Consider the following 15,435-nt stretch of genomic DNA (forward strand, 5'->3'; position numbering starts at 1 on the left):
TCGGTTCAGAGGGCAAAAAACAGGCCGAGTGCTGGAACCACGCGCAGAAACTCGCGGAAAGCGGACTTGCTGCCGGAGCGCTCGATCACGATGACGTCATCGCCGTAGATCTGCGGGTCGGGCATGTCGCCGCGCCGCACGGCCGCCACGTCGAAGGCCGCCGCCATGCGCTCCCCGTTGACCTCGCGGAACAGCACCACGCCTTCCAGATCGGCGAATTCATCCAGGCCCTCCGCCATCGCGATGGCCTGCAACAGGCTCGTGCGACCCGTCAGCGGATAGATGCCGGGCTTCTTGACCGCCCCCTCGAGCGTGACGCGCTGGCTGGTGTACTCCTTGACGAAAATGCTCACCTGCGGGTTCTGCAGATAGCCTTCGGCGTAGCGCTTCCCAAGTTCCTGCTCGAGCTCGGGAATGGTGCGGCCACCCGCCATCACGCTGCCGACCAGCGGCACGTTGATGAGCCCATTGGAGTTGACGCGGGCCTGATGCTTGAGTTCTTCCACCCCGAACACGCTGATCTCCAGCAGGTCCTGGGCACCGACCCGGTAATCGGTCGCGCCCTCGTAAGCCCCCGAGGCGGTGGTGGTATCGGGCGGCGGCAGCACACGTCCCATCTTCTCGTTGTGCGCGGCACGGTTCGAAGATGCGCACGCGGACAGCGCGAGGGCGAACAGCAACGCCAGCAGACCTCGGGACATGCCTTTCATCGAACACCTCGAAGGGATCGGGGGGTATCAACCGGTACGCAGGAACCTGCCCAGAAAGCCACGCCGCGCGGGGGGCGCCGCTGGCGCCTGCAGTGGCGGCAGCGCGTCGGGCGGGCGGTTATCGAGGATGCCGGAGGGCCGGGTCTCCACCATATGCACGGCCTCCTGCGGGCCGACCAGCTTTTGAGCTGCGTCCCGCGCCTCGGCCAGAAGCGGCGGGCGACGCCTCGGATCGTGGGCATCCGTTGCCAGGATGTGGCAATGGCCTTCACCGACAAAACGATCCGCCCAGTATTTCGGCCGGCGCCCGTGCCGCCCCGTGAGCGCGCCCGCGGTCACCTGGATCCAGGCGCCGCGGCTCGCGGCCAGAAGGAACGTCTCGTAATGCTGCTCGACCCACGACAAGCGCTCCGGATGCGTGATGACCGGGACGATTCCCGCAGTCAACAGCGCGAAGAGCGTGTCGTCGAGCCGCGGGGGTGCAACGTGGTGCGGCGGTTCGAACAACAGGTAACGCGAACCGGCCAGGGTCGAAATGCGTCCGCTGCGGACACCTTCGATCAGGCCGTGATCGAGATGCACGTCCGCCCCTTCCACCAGACGAAGCGCGATGCCCTCGCGATCGAGCTCGGCCTGCAGGGCGAGGATTGCGGCGCGGATGCCCGGCCCGGTGTTTTCGTAAAGGCCCGGGTAGATATGGGGGGTGCATGCGGTGACCCGGATGCCGTCCGCCACGGACATGCGCGCCATCTCGAGCGACATGGAAAGGCTCGTCGCCCCATCGTCGATGCCGGGGAGCATGTGGCAGTGCAGATCGAACATGAATGGCCATCCGCAGCCCGCGTCAGCCCATCATGGGGTCGGCATGAAAAAGCGGGGTGAACGCGGCTGCGAGGACCTGTTCACGATGGACCGCCAGCTAGACGTGCTCAAAGCTGATCTACGTCGCGCTTGCTGCCGCGTGCCGTAGGCCGCGGCTTCGTCACGACCGTGCGCCGTGCGGTGTCAAGCCCGGGGCCGACGGAGGCCTGATCGGTATTGAACCGCCTGGCAGTTGCGATACGCCACGACGCCTGCGGGATGAGGCAGTCCACGGGCGCCCGGTGACCGGCCGGCCTCTCCAGAGTCGCCCACCTCGGATGCTCGGCGACTGCCCGCTTCCCTCTCGGCGCTGCGATGAGTCGATGACAGCAGCAGGTCGAACTGCAGCGCTGAGACACTGGCCCGGCTTGCGCCTCAGTTGTTCCGACGCGTCGCGCGCGAAGAACCCGGTTTGCCGAAGCTCGAGGATGGTCGCGGTTCGCGAGCTGTGATCTCACGAGCTCCCCGCGATCGCGGCAGATCACCGGCGGCATCGGCGTGCATGCAGTTGGCGCGCAACCATGCCGGAGTCGATGGACATGGCTCCTACAATGGGCGGACCTGTAGAGGACTTCATACGTGAAAATCGCCAGCTGGAACGTCAACTCGCTCAATGTCCGCCTGCCGCACCTGGAGCAGTGGTTGCGCGATGCGCAACCCGACGTCGTTGGCATCCAGGAGACCAAGCTCGAGGATGCGAAATTTCCCGATACCGCGCTCGCGGCAATGGGCTATCGCAGCGTATTCGCCGGGCAGAAGACCTACAACGGCGTTGCGCTGCTCGCCAAGGACCGTGCGCTCGATCAGGTGCAGATCGGCATTCCCGGCTTCGAGGACGAACAGAAGCGCGTGATCGCCGCGACCATCGACGGCGTGCGCGTGATCAATCTCTATGTCGTCAACGGGCAGGATCTCGGCACCGACAAATACGCCTACAAGCTGCGCTGGCTCGAAGCCGTGACCGCGTGGGTGGCGAGCGAGCTTGCCGCGCATCCGCAGCTGGTCGTGCTGGGGGACTTCAACATCGCGCCCGATGCGCGCGATGTGCACGACCCCGAGGTCTGGAACGAATCCCACATCCTGACCTCCGCGTCGGAACGCCTGGCGCTGCAGCGCCTGCTCGACCTCGGCCTGCACGATGCGTTCCGCCTGCACAGCGCGGACGCCGGCGTCTTCAGCTGGTGGGATTACCGCCAGGCCGCGTTCCGCCGCAACCTGGGCCTGCGCATCGATCTGACCCTGGTTTCCGATGCGTTGCGCGGGCGCGCCGTGGCTTCGGGCATCGACCACGAACCGCGGACCTGGGAGCGGCCCAGCGACCACGCGCCGGCATGGGTCGAACTGGGCTGACACGGCTGCACACCGCGCCATGGCATCGGGGCGCCACTCGCAGTGCGCGTTGGCAGCGCATGTCGTTCGATTGATTGCAGCGTCGCAACGCGATCAGCAGAAATGCCCCGCCGGGCGGCGATGCGCTCCTGAGTAGCCAGCGCGTGGGCAGCCTGCCGGCTGCCTAGTCGACGTGGACCAGAGCTTCCAGCGCGGCGCGCGTCAGCTTTCCGGTCTCGTTGCGCGGCAACGCCGCCACGCGCCGCAGACGCCGCGGCAGGAACACCGGATCCAGGCTGCAGCGCAATGCGTCGAGCAGCATCGCATCGGTCAGCGCGGCGTCCGCGACGACGATCGCCTCCACGCGGCGCACGCCGCATCCGTCCGCCGCCTGCGACTGGACCGCCACCGCATCGCGTACGCCTTCGATCGCGAGCAGGCGACGGGTAATGTCCGCCAGCGAGGCACGCTTGCCGGCGATCTCGATCATGTCGGCCTGGCGGCCGCGCAGGACGAACCGGCCGGCCTCGTCGAGTTCGACGATGTCGGCAAGCAGCTGCGGCTCCGCCAGGTGCGGCGCGTGCACGAGCGTGCCGTCGGGGACCGGCTGCAGGCGCACGCCGGGATAGGGCGTCCACGCCGTTTCGATCGCGGAACGACGACGGGCGAAGATGCAGGTCTCGGTGGAGCCGAACAGTTCGCGCACCTCGCAGCCGAAGCGCGCCTCGGCGGCCGCAGCCAGCTCGCGCGACAAGGGCGCGGTGGCGGTCGCGATCGCCGCGAGCGGCGGCAGCGCGACGCCCGATTCCACCAGGGTGCGCAGATGCACCGGCGTGGTCACCAGCAAGGCGGGGCGCGGGGCATCGCGCAACGCGGCGGCGATGTCCTCGGGAAAGAACGGCCGGCCCAGGTGCACGGCCACGTTGCCGAGCAACGGCAGCAGCACCGACATCTCCATGCCGTACATGTGCTGTGGCGGGACAGTCGCGACCACCGGCAGCGTCGCCTCGCCGTGCAGGTCGGCCAGCGCGACGAGGTTCTGCAACGTGCCGCGGTGGAAGCTGGCCCAGGTCTTGGCATTCGCGCCCGGCACCCCGGTGCTGCCGGAGGTGAAGCCGATCGCGACCACATGCTCCAGCGGCAGCTCCGGCGCATCCCCATCGGCCGTCGGCAGCACATCCGGCAGGCGTACGTAATGCGGCGGCTCGGGCGCATGGCCGGCGTCCTGCAGCGCATCGCACCCGCAATCGTCGCGGTCGCCGATGCAGTAGCTGTGCGGGTGGCGCGCGCGCACATCGTCGATCGCCCCGCGCGTGCGCGCCGGCGGCAGCAGGGTGGTCTGGCCGCGCAACGCGACCGCGCAGAACGCCACCAGGAAGCGGTAGCGGTCTTCGCACAGGTTCAGCGCGAACGGCGCATCGGGCAGCAGCGCGGCCACGCCGTGCACATGGGCGAGAAAACGAGACAGCGGAATCGCGCCGTCGCGGCCGAACGCGATCACGCGCGACGGAGCGCCCTCCACCAGCGGCCGGCGTTCGCCCGCGTCCGCTGCGTCATCCCCGTGCCCTGTCCCCTGCTCTCGAACCACTGCCGACATCGTGCTGCCACTCCAGAAAGGTGTTCCGCAAGCCGTGTCCGGCGCGCGGAACAGCTGTTTTAGCTTACGCTGCACGCCCTGTCCGGGTGCGGATGTGCGGCGCGGAATGTTCAGCGAATCAGGCAGCCTCGGCGTGGGGCCAGTGCAATGCGCCTGGCGGGACTACCGCCGCGGCCAGTCCGCCGAAGCCCTGGTGCGCCCGTGGCTGGCCGGGGAACTGGGCGTCGCTGCCGACGCCATGGCCCTCGAACGCGATGCCCGGGGCCGCCCGCGCCTGCACGTGCCCGGCCGCGCGGGACTCGACGTCAACTGGAGCCACAGCGGCGAGGCCCTGCTGATCGCGCTTGGCGAGGGCGTGACGGTCGGCGCCGACATCGAATGGCTGCGCCCGCGCCCGCAGGCCATGGCACTGGCCCAGCGCTTCTTCGTCGCCACCGAGGCGACTGCACTCGCGAAGCTGCCGCCCGCTGCCGCCGAGGCCGCCTTCGTGCAGCTGTGGTGCGCCAAGGAAGCGGTGCTCAAGGCGCACGGACACGGGCTGTCGTTCGGGCTCGACCGGCTGGAGTTCGCCGCACGCGACGACGGCTGGGCGCTGGTCGCGTGCGATCCCGCGCTCGGCGCACCCGGGGACTGGCACCTGCGCGCGTTCGCGCCGCTGCCCGGGTATCTGGCGACCGTGGCGTGGCGACCGATGGATTGACCCGGGCGGGCACGCGGCCTGCCCGACTTCGATCTGCGGCGTGACGCATCCCCGACCGAGCTTCGCCGGCAAAGACTGCGGTTGCGGCTCGGCAGCCCACCATCCCGCGATCAGCGGCCCGGGCCATCCGCCAGCTTCTACAATGCGCGCCATGGACATCACCGACGACACCGCGCTGCGCGACGAACTCGATGCCGGGCTGCGCGCGCTGGGGCTCGCCCCGGCACTGGCCGCGCCGCTGCTGGCCTATCTGGCGCTGTTGCTGCGCTGGAACGGGACCTACAACCTCACGGCCGTGCGCGACCCGCGCGAAATGGTCACCCGCCACCTGCTCGATTCGCTGGCGATGGTCGCGCACGTCGAAGGCCTGGCCACGCTTGCCGATCTCGGCACCGGCCCCGGCCTGCCCGGCATTCCCCTGGCGATCGCGCTGCCGGAGCTGCGCGTGACCCTGGTCGAGTCCAACGGCAAGAAGGCGCGCTTCCTGCGCGAGGCGGTCCGCCAGCTGAAGCTGTCCAATGCCGAAGTCGCCGAATCCCGGATCGAAGCCCTAGACCGGCCCGGCGGGTTCGACGCGATCACCGCCCGCGCGCTCGCCACGCTGCCCGACATCCTGAGCGTCGGCGGCCACCTGCCGAAGGCCGACGGCGGCCGGCTGCTGGCCATGAAGGGCATCCACCCGGTCGACGAGATCGCCGCCCTTCCAGCCGGCTGGCGACTCGTCGCGGTGACGCCGCTGACGGTGCCCGGCCTCGATGCCGAACGGCATCTGGTGGTCATCGAACGCGCCTGAGCCACCGGCCGACGTAGGCCGCGCCCGCATGGCCGCACGTGCCCCGACCCGCCGATGGCGGATGCGATCGGTTACCCCTCGCGGGTCTTGGGGGGCATAATCCCCCGTCCGGCCACCGCCCTGCGGCGGCCGGCTTCCTTCCCGAACCGCGACGGAGCCCATGGCCCGCATCATCGCCATTGCCAATCAGAAGGGCGGCGTCGGCAAGACGACGACGGCCGTGAACCTGGCCGCGGCCCTGGCGCGGGTGCCCAAGCGCGTGCTGCTGGTGGACCTGGACTCGCAGGGCAACGCCACGATGGGCTGCGGCATCGACAAGGGCGCCGTGCCGGTCAGCACCTGTGACGTGCTGCTGGGCGAAGTGGAAGCCGGCGATGCGGTCATGCAGACCGAGGAAGACGTCGACCTGATTCCCGGCAACACCGATCTCACCGCTGCCGAGCTCGAGCTGATGGGCGTCGACGGCCGTGAACACCGCCTGCGCGTCGCGCTCGAGCCCCTGCGCGCGCGCTACGACTTCATCCTCATCGACTGCCCGCCGGCGCTGTCGCTGCTCACGCTCAACGCTTTGACCGCGGCCGATTCGGTGCTGGTGCCGATGCAGTGCGAGTACTACGCGCTCGAAGGCCTGTCGGCGCTGCTGCAGACGATCGACGCGATTCGGCAGAACCTCAACCCGAAGCTCGAGGTCGAGGGCGTGCTGCGCACGATGTTCGACGTGCGCAACAACCTCGCCAACGCGGTCTCGGCGGAGCTGACCAACCACTTCGGCGACAAGGTGTTCCGCACCATCGTGCCGCGCAACGTCCGCGTGGCCGAAGCGCCCAGCCATGGCCAGAGCATCGTCGGCTACGACAAGGCGTCGCGCGGCGCGATCGCCTACCTCGGCCTCGCAGGCGAGGTGATCCGGCGCCAGCGCGAACGCGATGCCGCCCGCACCCAGGACGCACCCGCCATGGAGACTCCGGCATGACCGCAGCGAAGACGCCGGTAAAGAAGCGTGGCCTGGGCCGGGGGCTGGAAGCCCTGCTCGGCCCCAAGGCCGCGGCCGAGGCGCCCGCGAGCCTGGAGGCGACCGAACAGGACACCCTGCGGCTGCTGCCGATCGATGCGCTGAGCGCCGGCAAGTACCAGCCGCGCAAGCACTGGGATGCCGACAAACTCACCGAGCTGGCCGAGTCGATCAAGGCGCAGGGCGTGATCCAGCCGCTGGTCGTGCGCGAGCGGCCCGACCGCACCTTCGAGATCATCGCCGGTGAACGCCGCTGGCGCGCGTCCAAGCAGGCCGGCCTGAGCGAAGTGCCGGCGGTGGTGCGCAACGTCGAGGACCGCACGGTCGTCGCGATGGCGCTGATCGAGAACATCCAGCGCGAGGACCTCAACCCCCTCGAAGAAGCGCAGGCCCTGCAGCGGCTGATCGAGGAGTTCGACCTCACCCACGCGCAGGCCGCCGAAGCGGTGGGACGCTCGCGCGCCGCCGTCTCCAACCTGCTGCGCCTGCTGGAATTGCCGCCCGCGATCCGCATCCTGGTCGAGTCCCGGCAGCTGGAAATGGGCCACGCCCGCGCGCTGCTGACCCTCTCGCCCGATCTCGCCAGCAAGCTTGCCAGCGACGCCGTCGAACACGGCTGGTCGGTGCGCGAGGTCGAACACCGCGCCCAGCAGTTCGCCGCCGGCCGCGTCCCCGGGGGCGACACCCGCACCATCGCGCGCAACAAGGCGCGCCCGCAGGCCGACATCGTCTCGCTGGAGAACGAACTGTCGGAGACCCTCGGCACCCGCGTCTCGATCGCCAACGGCCGCGGCAACAAGGGCCGCCTGGTGATCCACTACGGCAACCTGGAAGCCCTCGACGGCGTGCTGGAGCGACTGCGCGCGCAGCGCCCCTGAGGCGGGAACCGCACGCGCGGAGTTCGGAGCGCACATCGGACCCGACGGTGGTCGGCCGCATTGTAAAATCGCCGTCTTTTGCGCGCCCCTTCCTTGGATTCCCCGCCTCGCCCCGCCTTCCGCGGCCCGACCTTCATCCGGCTGCTGGCCCGCTTGACCGACGACACGCTGCCGCAAGGCGGCCCGGCGCCGGCCGAGCGTCTGAGCCAGTGGATCGACTGGACACGGGCAGTGGCGCTGTCGAAGGTGCTCGACGCGAAGGCGCCCGCAGCTGAACAAGGCGCGCAAGTCATTGATCGCGACGACGCAGCCGTGTGCGCGAAGGCGCGGGCGACGTTGCTGGCGTCGATCGTCGAAGCGCCGGAGCTGGTGATCCCGCAGCCGCAGGCGGCCGGGGCCTCGGACGATGGCGACGCCGAAGCCGCACCCGAGGCTGCGATCGACTTCGCGCCGTTCCGCCAGCGTCACCTGGCGCTGCAGCGCTCGATGCAGATGGCGACCGGCCGGCTGCGCGGCGATCTGCGCGACCGGCTGGCAGAGCGTTCGGCCGAGATGGCGCGGCTGGCCGAGGTGGATGCGGTCATGGAGGGCGTGCTGAGTCCGCGCGAGCACGCGTTGCTCGGCGCGGTGCCGGCCCTGCTCGAAGCGCATTTCGAGCGGCTGCGCGCCGCCGCGGGTGCGTTGGCCACGGATCCGTCCGCGGCCTGGCTCGATGGTTTTCGCAGGGACATGCGGGGCGTGCTGATCGCCGAGCTGGATGTCCGTTTCCAACCGGTCGAAGGGCTGCTCGCAGCGCTTCGCACCCACTGACGCAGTGCCCATGTCCCCAAGCAGTCGCAATACCGCCCTTCTTCCCGCGCTCGCGTTCGCGCTCGGCCTGGCCGTGGTCGGCTGGATCGCCATCGGCTACGTCGGCTCGAACACGGCGGCATTCGCCGTGTCCCTGCTGATCGGCGTGGCCTACGTCGCAGGCGGACTGGAACTGCTGCGTTATCGCCGCGCCACGTCCACGCTGTCCGAGGCGACCGCGGCGCTGTCCGCGCCGCCGGCATCGCTCGCCGACTGGCTCGACCGGCTAGACCCCACGCTGCGCAACCCGGTGCGCCTGCGCATCGAGGGCGAGCGCGTCGCGCTGCCGGTGCCCGCGCTGACCCCCTACCTGGTCGGCATGCTGGTGCTGCTCGGCATGCTCGGCACGCTGCTGGGCATGATGGTGATGCTGCGCGGCACCGGCATGGCGCTTGAGACGGCGACCGACCTGCAGGCGATCCGCGACTCCCTGGCCGCGCCGGTCAAGGGCCTGGGCTTCGCGTTCGGGACCTCGATCGCCGGCATCGCGACCTCGGCGATGCTGGGCCTGGCTTCGGCGCTGCTGCGGCGCGAACGCGCCCACAGCGTGCAACTGCTGGACGTGGCCGCCGCGACGACGCTGCGCGCGCACTCGCAGGCCCATCAGCGCGAGGAAACCCTGCGGCTGCTGCAGCAGCAGACCGAAGTGATGCCGGCCCTGGTCGACCGTCTGACCGCGATGATGGCGACGATCGAGCAGCAGAACGCCTCGGCGGACGAGCGCCACGCGGCGAGCCAGGAGGCGTTCCATGGACGCACCGAGGCCGTGTATGTACAGCTCGCTGCGTCGGTCGAGCGCGCCCTGCAGACCAGCGTCGCCGACAGCGCGCGCGCCGCGACGGCCGCGCTGCAGCCGGTGTTCGAGACGACGATGTCGGCCCTCGCGCGCGAAACCGCGGCCCTGCAGGCCACCGTCGCAGAGGCGGTCGAACGCCAGCTGCAGTCGCTCAACGCCGGCTTCGAGGCCTCCACCGCGACCGTCGCCGAGCGCTGGCAGCAGGCCGTGGATGGCCAGCAGGCATCGAACGAGACACTGGCGCGCGACCTGCGTGCCACGCTCGACGACTTCGTTGCGGCGTTCGAGCACCGCACCGGGGGGCTGCTCGGCGAGGTCACCACGCGACTCGACGCGGCGCACGCCCAGGCCGGCGCGCTGCACGAGACCGTGACCGGCGCCGTGGACCGCCAATTGCAGGCGCTCACCGCCGGATTCGAGGCATCGACGGCCGGCGTGGCCCAGCGCTGGGAGCAGGCACTGGCCGCGCAACAGGCAGCGCAGACCGCGCTGACGTCCGAACTGCGCAGCACGCTCGACGGCGTCGGCGTGACCTTCGAGCAGCACGCGACCGCACTGGTCGACGGGGTCGCCAGCCGACTCGATGCGACGGCCGGCAGCGTGGGCGCGGCATGGACCGATGCACTGGCGACACAGGCCGCGACCAACGCGGCGATGAGTGCGCAGCACCAGCAGGCGCTGAGCGCGGCTGCCGCCACGTTCGAAGCGCACTCCGCAACGCTGCTCCAGAAGGTCGATGCCTCGCACGCCGAGCTGCACACAGCGCTGGCCGCACAGGATGCCCAGCGCCTGGCCGCGTGGACCGAGAGCCTCGCCGCAATGGCCGCCGTTCTGCGCGACGACTGGGCCCGGGCGGGCGCCGACACCACGCGCCAGCAGCAGGCGATCTGCGACCGGCTGGCCACCACCGCCGACACCATCGGCGCGCAGACCCAGGCCCATGCCAGCGCGACCATCGCCGAGATCTCGCGCCTGGTCGACACCGCATCGGAGGCGCCGCGCGCCGCTGCCGAAGTCATCGCCGAGCTGCGCCAGTCGCTGTCAGAGAGCATGGTGCGCGACACCGCGATGCTCGAAGAGCGTACGCAGATGCTCTCGACGCTCGACACCCTGCTGCGCGCGGTGAACCACGCCTCCACCGAGCAGCGCGCGGCGATCGAGGCACTGGTCGCCACTTCGGCCGATCTGCTCGAACGGGTCGGCACGCGCTTCAGCGACCACATCGCGGCCGAGACCGGCAAGCTGGACACGATTGCCGACGATCTGCGCGTGGGCGCGGTGGAAGTGGCCAGCCTTGGCGAGGCCTTCGGCGCTGCGGTCGCGGTGTTCGGCGAATCGAACCAGGCGCTTGCCGGTCGCCTGCAGGGCATCGAGGAGACGCTGGCGAAATCGCTGGTCCGCAGCGACGAGCAACTGGCCTATTACGTCGCGCAAGCGCGCGAGGTCGTCGACCTCAGCGTGCTTGCGCAGAAGCAGATCATCGAAGAGCTGCAGCAGCTCGGCGCGACGCGCGCCGTCTCCGCATGAGTGTCGAGCTCGAAGGCGATGTGGAGTCGACCGCCCCGGTCTGGGCTGCGTTCGGCGATCTGATGTCGGTGCTGCTGGGCGCGTTCGTACTGATCCTGGTCGGCGTGATCGGCGTCCAGCTGCAGCTGGAGATGCGGCTGGATGCGGAGATCGCCCAGCGCGAGGCGGAAGCGCGGCGCCGCGAGACCCTGGAGCAGGCCCTGGCAGCGCCGCTTGCCGCCGGGCGCATCACCCTGATCGACGGCCGCATCGGCATCCGCGGCAGCGTGCTGTTCGCCCAGGCCTCCGACCAGCTGCAGCCCGAGGGTCGCGAGCTGCTGCAGAGCCTCGCCGGCCCGCTGGCCGGGTATCTGGCCTCGCGCGACGAAATGCTGATGGTCAGCGGCTTCACCGACGATCGCCTGGTACGCGACGGCAACCGGTTCTCGGACAACTGGGAACTCTCGGCGCAGCGCGCCCTGACCGTGACCCGCGGATTGATCGCGGCAGGTGTTCCGGCCGATTCGGTGTTCGCCGCCGCGTTCGGCGCGCAGCAGCCGGTGGGCTCGAACGCCGACCCCGAGGGCCGCGCACGGAACCGGCGCGTCGAGATGGCGCCGGTTCCGCGCCAGGCCGGGGCCAAGGCCGATGGTCGCTGAGGCCGTCGACATCGCAGGCCTGCTGGATGACTGGCACGCGCGGGGCGCGGACCGGCTCGATCCGATCCGCTTCCAGCACATCGCGGCCCTGCAGCGCCGCGCGGCAACATGCGATGGCGCCGTGCGACGCGCACTCGACGCGAAGCTCGACGCGCTGGTGGGCGCGTATGCGCGGAATGTCGAGCGGATGCCCGAGGGCAGCGCGAACGCAGTGCCCGGGCGCGGTGCACTTGCGTCGCTGATCGACGCCATCGCCGCGCATGCGCGCGCCGACACGGGAGCTGCCGGCCCGGACCGGGCCTACCCCGAGCTCCCTGCGGTCGAAGAATTCCGCGCGTTGTGGTCGACCCTGCGTACCAGCAGCCAGGTCCGCAAGTCGCTGGCCGAGGTGCCGACCGGCGCCGGCCCATTGAATTCCGCCGCTCTCGCCTACCGCTCGCTGGCCCTGATGGGCGCGACGTCGCCGGCCTATCTGGAGCGGTTCCTGTCTTATGTGGACACACTCTCGTGGCTGGAAACCCTGCAGGACGCGGCTGTGCTGACGGGCCGCGAACCGGCGCCGACCGCCAGCGGCAAACCGCGGACCAAGGCCGCATCGAGGAAGCGCAAGACCTGACGACCGGCCCGCACTGGGCGTTCAGGCGCCGGGCGCCTCCGGAGGGCCGCGTGGCGGACGCAAAGACGGACAGCCGGGTCCTTGGTACCCGGGCCGCTTCCGACCGAGCCGTCGGCAAGCCCGGCGGCGGGCCGGCAATCCGGGCCCGCAGCGAGCCGCCCCTTGCGCAGCAGGCCCCGTATCAGCACAATGGCCGGCTAGCTGCGTCCAGACCATGGCGACATGGCTGACCTGCCCTGCGGAAGCGCGATTCCCGGCAGTGCTGCAGCAGGATGTCCAAACCCACCCGCATCGCGCGATGGCACTGCCATCGGGGCCGCCATCTCCCTGGCTAAGGGCGATATCAAACACACTTCGAGGTGCGCAATGTCCCGAGTATGCCAAGTCACCGGCAAGCGTACGACGCATGGCAACAATGTGTCGCACGCCATGAACAAGACCCGCCGCCGCTTCATGCCCAACCTGCATGAGCGTCGCTTCTGGGTTGCCAGCGAGAACCGCTGGATCAAGCTGCGTGTTTCCACCAAGGCCCTGCGCACCATCGACAAGAACGGCATCGACGTCGTCCTCGCCGAGCTCCGTGCCCGCGGCGAAAAGGTCTGAGGAGTTAGAACATGGCAGGCAAGCGCGACAAGATCCGTCTGATTTCCTCGGCCAACACCGGGCATTTCTACACCACGGACAAGAACAAGAAGAACACCCCCGGCAAGATGGAGTTCAAGAAGTACGACCCCGTCGTCCGGAAGCACGTGATCTACAAGGAAGGCAAGATCAAGTGATGCAACGACCCGCGCTCGAGCGCGGCTGACGTTGCGTTACCCCGCGCAGGCGGGGATCGATCGCCTTCAATGCAGAACCCGCCGCAAGGCGGGTTTTGCGTTTCTGGGGGGTGAGCCCCATGAGCGCCTCTGCGCGCAGATCGGCCCGTCACGCCGACTCGTCCGCCCCGGCGGCTACGTAGCCCTGACAGAAGGGACGGAGCCACTGCAGCCGGGGGACGGCAGGGCCGACCGAGCCGGTTCACCCGCCCCCGCCACACCCCCATGCCACACTCGGCCGCATGTCGAATCACGACCTGCACATCGGCCTGTGGATCTTCGCCGCCGACTGGCTCATCCGGGTCGCGGCCCTGCTGTGGATTCCCGCGCGCACGCGCTCATCGTCCGCGCGCAGCTGGCTCCTGCTGATCGGCTTTGTGCCCTTGCTCGGACTCCCTGCCTATCTGCTGCTCGGCCATCCTTGGCTGTCGCGGCTGCGGCGCGAGCGGCAGGCGCGCGCATCGCGGCAGATCAGGCAGAGGCAGGCGGCGCTGACCGCGCTGCGCTGGTGTCCGCCCGATGCGTTCTCCGCGCCCGCGGATGTGACGCGCCTCGCCGAGCGGCTCGGCGATTTCATGCCCACCAATGGCAATGCGGTCGAGCTGCTGGACGATTACGCAGGCTCACTGCAACGCCTCGTCGACGACATCGATGCGGCGACGCGGGAGGTGCACCTGCTCTATTACCTGATGCTCGACGACGCCAGCGGACGCTCGGTTGCCGGTGCACTCGAGCGCGCGGCCCGGCGCGGCGTGCGCTGCCGATTGCTGCTCGACGCCGTGGGCGCGAAACGCGGCCTGCGTGCGTTCCGACGCCCATTGCGCGATGCCGGTGTCTGCGTGCATGCCACATTGGCGGGAGGACTCAAGTGGCGGCGCAGCGCGCGGATGGATCTGCGCAACCATCGCAAGATCGCGGTGATCGATGGCCGCCTCGCGCTGACGGGTTCACAGAACCTCGCCGATCCGGACTTCGTGCCCGGCCATCCCAACCGCGAGGTCGTCGCGCGGGTGCGCGGTCCGGTCGTCGCGCAACTGCAGGCGCTGTTCGCCAGCGACTGGTACATCGAGACGGGTGAGGTACTGGAGGTCGATGCACCGCCGATCGCGTCAAGCGGCCATGTGCCGGCGCAGCTGCTGCCGAGCGGCCCGGCGTATCCGTTCGAGAATGCGCGCGATGTGTTCGTCGCGCTCGTGCAGCGCGCGCGTCGGCGCGCGGTACTGGTGACGCCCTACTTCGTGCCCGACGAGGCCACGCTGGGCGCCCTGCGCGTCGCCGCGCTGTCGGGCGTGTCGGTGCAGCTGATCCTGTCGGCGACCAACAACCAGCGCGTGACCGCCTGGGCCCAGGCCGGTTTCTACGATGAACTGCTTGCGGCCGGGGTGCACATTGCGCTCTACAGGCCGCATTTTCTGCATGCGAAGCATCTGAGCGTCGACGACGACATCGCACTGGTCGGGTCGAGCAATCTCGACATCCGCAGCTTCATGCTCAATGCCGAGGCGGGCTTGCTGTGCTTCGACCCCGGCGTCGTGGCGCGGTTACGCGAGATCGAGCAGGACTATCTGCGCGAATCGGATGTGCTGGAAGCGGAAGCGTGGACGCGGCGACCGACCTGGCGACGCAGCGTGGAAGGCATCGCACGGCTGGCGGATTCGTTTCTATGAAGCGCCGCGCGCGCCCTGCATCAGAAGCCGCCACCCGCGTCGAGCCAGGCCTGCTCTTCGGGTGTATTGATGCGGCCGAGCACACGGTTGCGATGCGGGAAACGGCCGAAGCGTTCGACGACGTCGAAATGCGCCTGCGCGTACTTGCGATACTCGGCGTTGTCGACGTCGGCAAAGAGTTCGATCGAGCGCTGCTGGTCGGCCGGATCTTCCGAATGCTCGAACGGCAGGTAGACGAAGCCGCGCAGGTCGTCTGCGAATACGCGGTCGTGGCCGGCGGCGATCATCCGCTCGGCGTAATGACGCGCAAGGGAATCGGTTGCGAACGCATGGGCGCTGCCACGGAAGATGTTGCGCGGAACCTGATCGAGCAGGATCAGCAGCGCGAGCCCGCCCTCCGCCGTGTCGAGCCAGTGCTCCAGCTCTCTGCGGGCCGCGACGAAATGCACGTCCCGGAAGCGCTGGTCGCATTCGCGGTCGAAGGCAGCGCCGCCTCCGAACCACTTCTGCATACCAGCCTGCTGCCAGAAATCGACGACGTGCGCGGGTTTGATCATCTCCATGGCCACAGATTAACGCGGCTGCGGCGCGGCGCATGCGCCTTCCCGGTGACCGGCCCATACTCGGGCGATCCCTGCCTCGAA

16 protein-coding genes are annotated in these 15,435 nt (G+C 69.6%); 12 read left to right on the forward strand and 4 right to left on the reverse strand.

Annotated features, from left to right (window positions below):
* Positions 1-5: 5 nt before the first annotated feature.
* Together EGK76_RS13390 and EGK76_RS13395 are read right to left on the reverse strand one after the other, a co-directional pair.
* Positions 6-680 carry a polysaccharide biosynthesis/export family protein gene (locus EGK76_RS13390; RefSeq protein WP_158613504.1) on the reverse strand — a complete coding sequence of 225 codons (675 nt, stop codon included), beginning with the start codon at positions 678-680 and terminating at the stop codon, positions 6-8.
* Positions 681-737: 57 nt separating this feature from the next.
* Positions 738-1,532 (reverse strand): CpsB/CapC family capsule biosynthesis tyrosine phosphatase, encoded by a 795-nt coding sequence (locus EGK76_RS13395; RefSeq protein WP_096296500.1) that lies wholly within the window; start codon positions 1,530-1,532, stop codon positions 738-740.
* 618 nt (positions 1,533-2,150) lie between these two features.
* On the opposite strand from EGK76_RS13395, the gene xth reads away from it, so the two are divergent.
* Positions 2,151-2,921 (forward strand): exodeoxyribonuclease III, encoded by a 771-nt coding sequence (gene xth, locus EGK76_RS13400; RefSeq protein WP_123832943.1) that lies wholly within the window; start codon positions 2,151-2,153, stop codon positions 2,919-2,921.
* A gap of 163 nt (positions 2,922-3,084) precedes the next feature.
* Here xth and EGK76_RS13405 read toward each other — a convergent pair whose 3' ends face one another.
* Positions 3,085-4,497, reverse strand: a complete 1,413-nt coding sequence (locus tag EGK76_RS13405; RefSeq protein WP_096296511.1) for an AMP-binding protein — start codon at positions 4,495-4,497, stop codon at positions 3,085-3,087.
* A 106-nt stretch (positions 4,498-4,603) separates the two neighbouring features.
* Between EGK76_RS13405 and EGK76_RS13410 the strand changes: the two genes are divergently transcribed.
* From EGK76_RS13410 to cls, 11 genes are all read left to right on the forward strand, one after another.
* Positions 4,604-5,197: a 4'-phosphopantetheinyl transferase superfamily protein gene (locus EGK76_RS13410; RefSeq protein WP_123832944.1), complete on the forward strand. Its 594-nt coding sequence runs from the start codon at positions 4,604-4,606 to the stop codon at positions 5,195-5,197.
* Positions 5,198-5,348: 151 nt separating this feature from the next.
* Entirely contained in the window at positions 5,349-5,990 is a 642-nt protein-coding gene (gene rsmG / locus EGK76_RS13415; RefSeq protein WP_096296513.1) for a 16S rRNA (guanine(527)-N(7))-methyltransferase RsmG, read from the forward strand.
* A gap of 160 nt (positions 5,991-6,150) precedes the next feature.
* On the forward strand, positions 6,151-6,963 hold the full coding sequence (locus tag EGK76_RS13420) for an AAA family ATPase (RefSeq protein ID WP_096296514.1): 813 nt from the start codon (positions 6,151-6,153) through the stop codon (positions 6,961-6,963).
* Positions 6,960-7,880, forward strand: a complete 921-nt coding sequence (locus EGK76_RS13425; RefSeq protein ID WP_096296515.1) for a ParB/RepB/Spo0J family partition protein — start codon at positions 6,960-6,962, stop codon at positions 7,878-7,880. Before EGK76_RS13420 ends, EGK76_RS13425 begins: the two co-directional genes overlap by 4 nt.
* 78 nt (positions 7,881-7,958) lie before the next feature.
* On the forward strand, positions 7,959-8,690 hold the full coding sequence (locus tag EGK76_RS13430) for a DUF3348 domain-containing protein (RefSeq protein ID WP_199730916.1): 732 nt from the start codon (positions 7,959-7,961) through the stop codon (positions 8,688-8,690).
* A gap of 10 nt (positions 8,691-8,700) precedes the next feature.
* Positions 8,701-11,052 carry a DUF802 domain-containing protein gene (locus tag EGK76_RS13435; protein ID WP_233580308.1) on the forward strand — a complete coding sequence of 784 codons (2,352 nt, stop codon included), beginning with the start codon at positions 8,701-8,703 and terminating at the stop codon, positions 11,050-11,052.
* Entirely contained in the window at positions 11,049-11,690 is a 642-nt protein-coding gene (locus tag EGK76_RS13440; protein WP_096296518.1) for an OmpA family protein, read from the forward strand. The genes EGK76_RS13435 and EGK76_RS13440 overlap by 4 nt, the downstream gene beginning before the upstream one ends.
* The gene (locus EGK76_RS13445) at positions 11,680-12,306 is read left to right on the forward strand and encodes a DUF2894 domain-containing protein (RefSeq protein ID WP_123832947.1); all 627 of its coding nucleotides are present in this window, start codon (positions 11,680-11,682) and stop codon (positions 12,304-12,306) included. The genes EGK76_RS13440 and EGK76_RS13445 overlap by 11 nt, the downstream gene beginning before the upstream one ends.
* Positions 12,307-12,672: 366 nt before the next feature.
* The gene (rpmB, locus tag EGK76_RS13450) at positions 12,673-12,909 is read left to right on the forward strand and encodes a 50S ribosomal protein L28 (protein ID WP_096209782.1); all 237 of its coding nucleotides are present in this window, start codon (positions 12,673-12,675) and stop codon (positions 12,907-12,909) included.
* An 11-nt stretch (positions 12,910-12,920) separates the two neighbouring features.
* Positions 12,921-13,085 (forward strand): 50S ribosomal protein L33, encoded by a 165-nt coding sequence (gene rpmG / locus EGK76_RS13455; protein ID WP_096296520.1) that lies wholly within the window; start codon positions 12,921-12,923, stop codon positions 13,083-13,085.
* Positions 13,086-13,366: 281 nt separating this feature from the next.
* Positions 13,367-14,791, forward strand: a complete 1,425-nt coding sequence (gene cls, locus EGK76_RS13460) for a cardiolipin synthase (protein ID WP_096296521.1) — start codon at positions 13,367-13,369, stop codon at positions 14,789-14,791.
* 20 nt (positions 14,792-14,811) lie between these two features.
* Here the strand turns inward: cls and EGK76_RS13465 are convergent, their stop codons facing one another.
* Entirely contained in the window at positions 14,812-15,348 is a 537-nt protein-coding gene (locus tag EGK76_RS13465) for a DUF924 family protein (RefSeq protein ID WP_123832972.1), read from the reverse strand.
* Positions 15,349-15,435 lie beyond the last annotated feature (87 nt).

Origin of the sequence: Luteimonas sp. 100069 (assembly GCF_003813845.1) — a bacterium.
In the GTDB taxonomy this organism is placed as follows: Bacteria; Pseudomonadota; Gammaproteobacteria; order Xanthomonadales; family Xanthomonadaceae; genus Luteimonas; species Luteimonas chenhongjianii.

Coding starts and splice junctions, on each gene's coding strand:
- EGK76_RS13395 (WP_096296500.1), bottom strand. CDS start 1,532: ATGTTCGATCTGCACTGCCACATGCTCCCCGGCATCGACGATGGGGCG.
- EGK76_RS13405 (WP_096296511.1), bottom strand. CDS start 4,497: ATGTCGGCAGTGGTTCGAGAGCAGGGGACAGGGCACGGGGATGACGCA.
- EGK76_RS13410 (WP_123832944.1), top strand. CDS start 4,604: ATGTTCAGCGAATCAGGCAGCCTCGGCGTGGGGCCAGTGCAATGCGCC.
- rsmG (WP_096296513.1), top strand. CDS start 5,349: ATGGACATCACCGACGACACCGCGCTGCGCGACGAACTCGATGCCGGG.
- EGK76_RS13420 (WP_096296514.1), top strand. CDS start 6,151: ATGGCCCGCATCATCGCCATTGCCAATCAGAAGGGCGGCGTCGGCAAG.
- EGK76_RS13425 (WP_096296515.1), top strand. CDS start 6,960: ATGACCGCAGCGAAGACGCCGGTAAAGAAGCGTGGCCTGGGCCGGGGG.
- EGK76_RS13435 (WP_233580308.1), top strand. CDS start 8,701: ATGTCCCCAAGCAGTCGCAATACCGCCCTTCTTCCCGCGCTCGCGTTC.
- EGK76_RS13440 (WP_096296518.1), top strand. CDS start 11,049: ATGAGTGTCGAGCTCGAAGGCGATGTGGAGTCGACCGCCCCGGTCTGG.
- EGK76_RS13445 (WP_123832947.1), top strand. CDS start 11,680: ATGGTCGCTGAGGCCGTCGACATCGCAGGCCTGCTGGATGACTGGCAC.
- rpmB (WP_096209782.1), top strand. CDS start 12,673: ATGTCCCGAGTATGCCAAGTCACCGGCAAGCGTACGACGCATGGCAAC.
- rpmG (WP_096296520.1), top strand. CDS start 12,921: ATGGCAGGCAAGCGCGACAAGATCCGTCTGATTTCCTCGGCCAACACC.
- cls (WP_096296521.1), top strand. CDS start 13,367: ATGTCGAATCACGACCTGCACATCGGCCTGTGGATCTTCGCCGCCGAC.
- EGK76_RS13465 (WP_123832972.1), bottom strand. CDS start 15,348: ATGATCAAACCCGCGCACGTCGTCGATTTCTGGCAGCAGGCTGGTATG.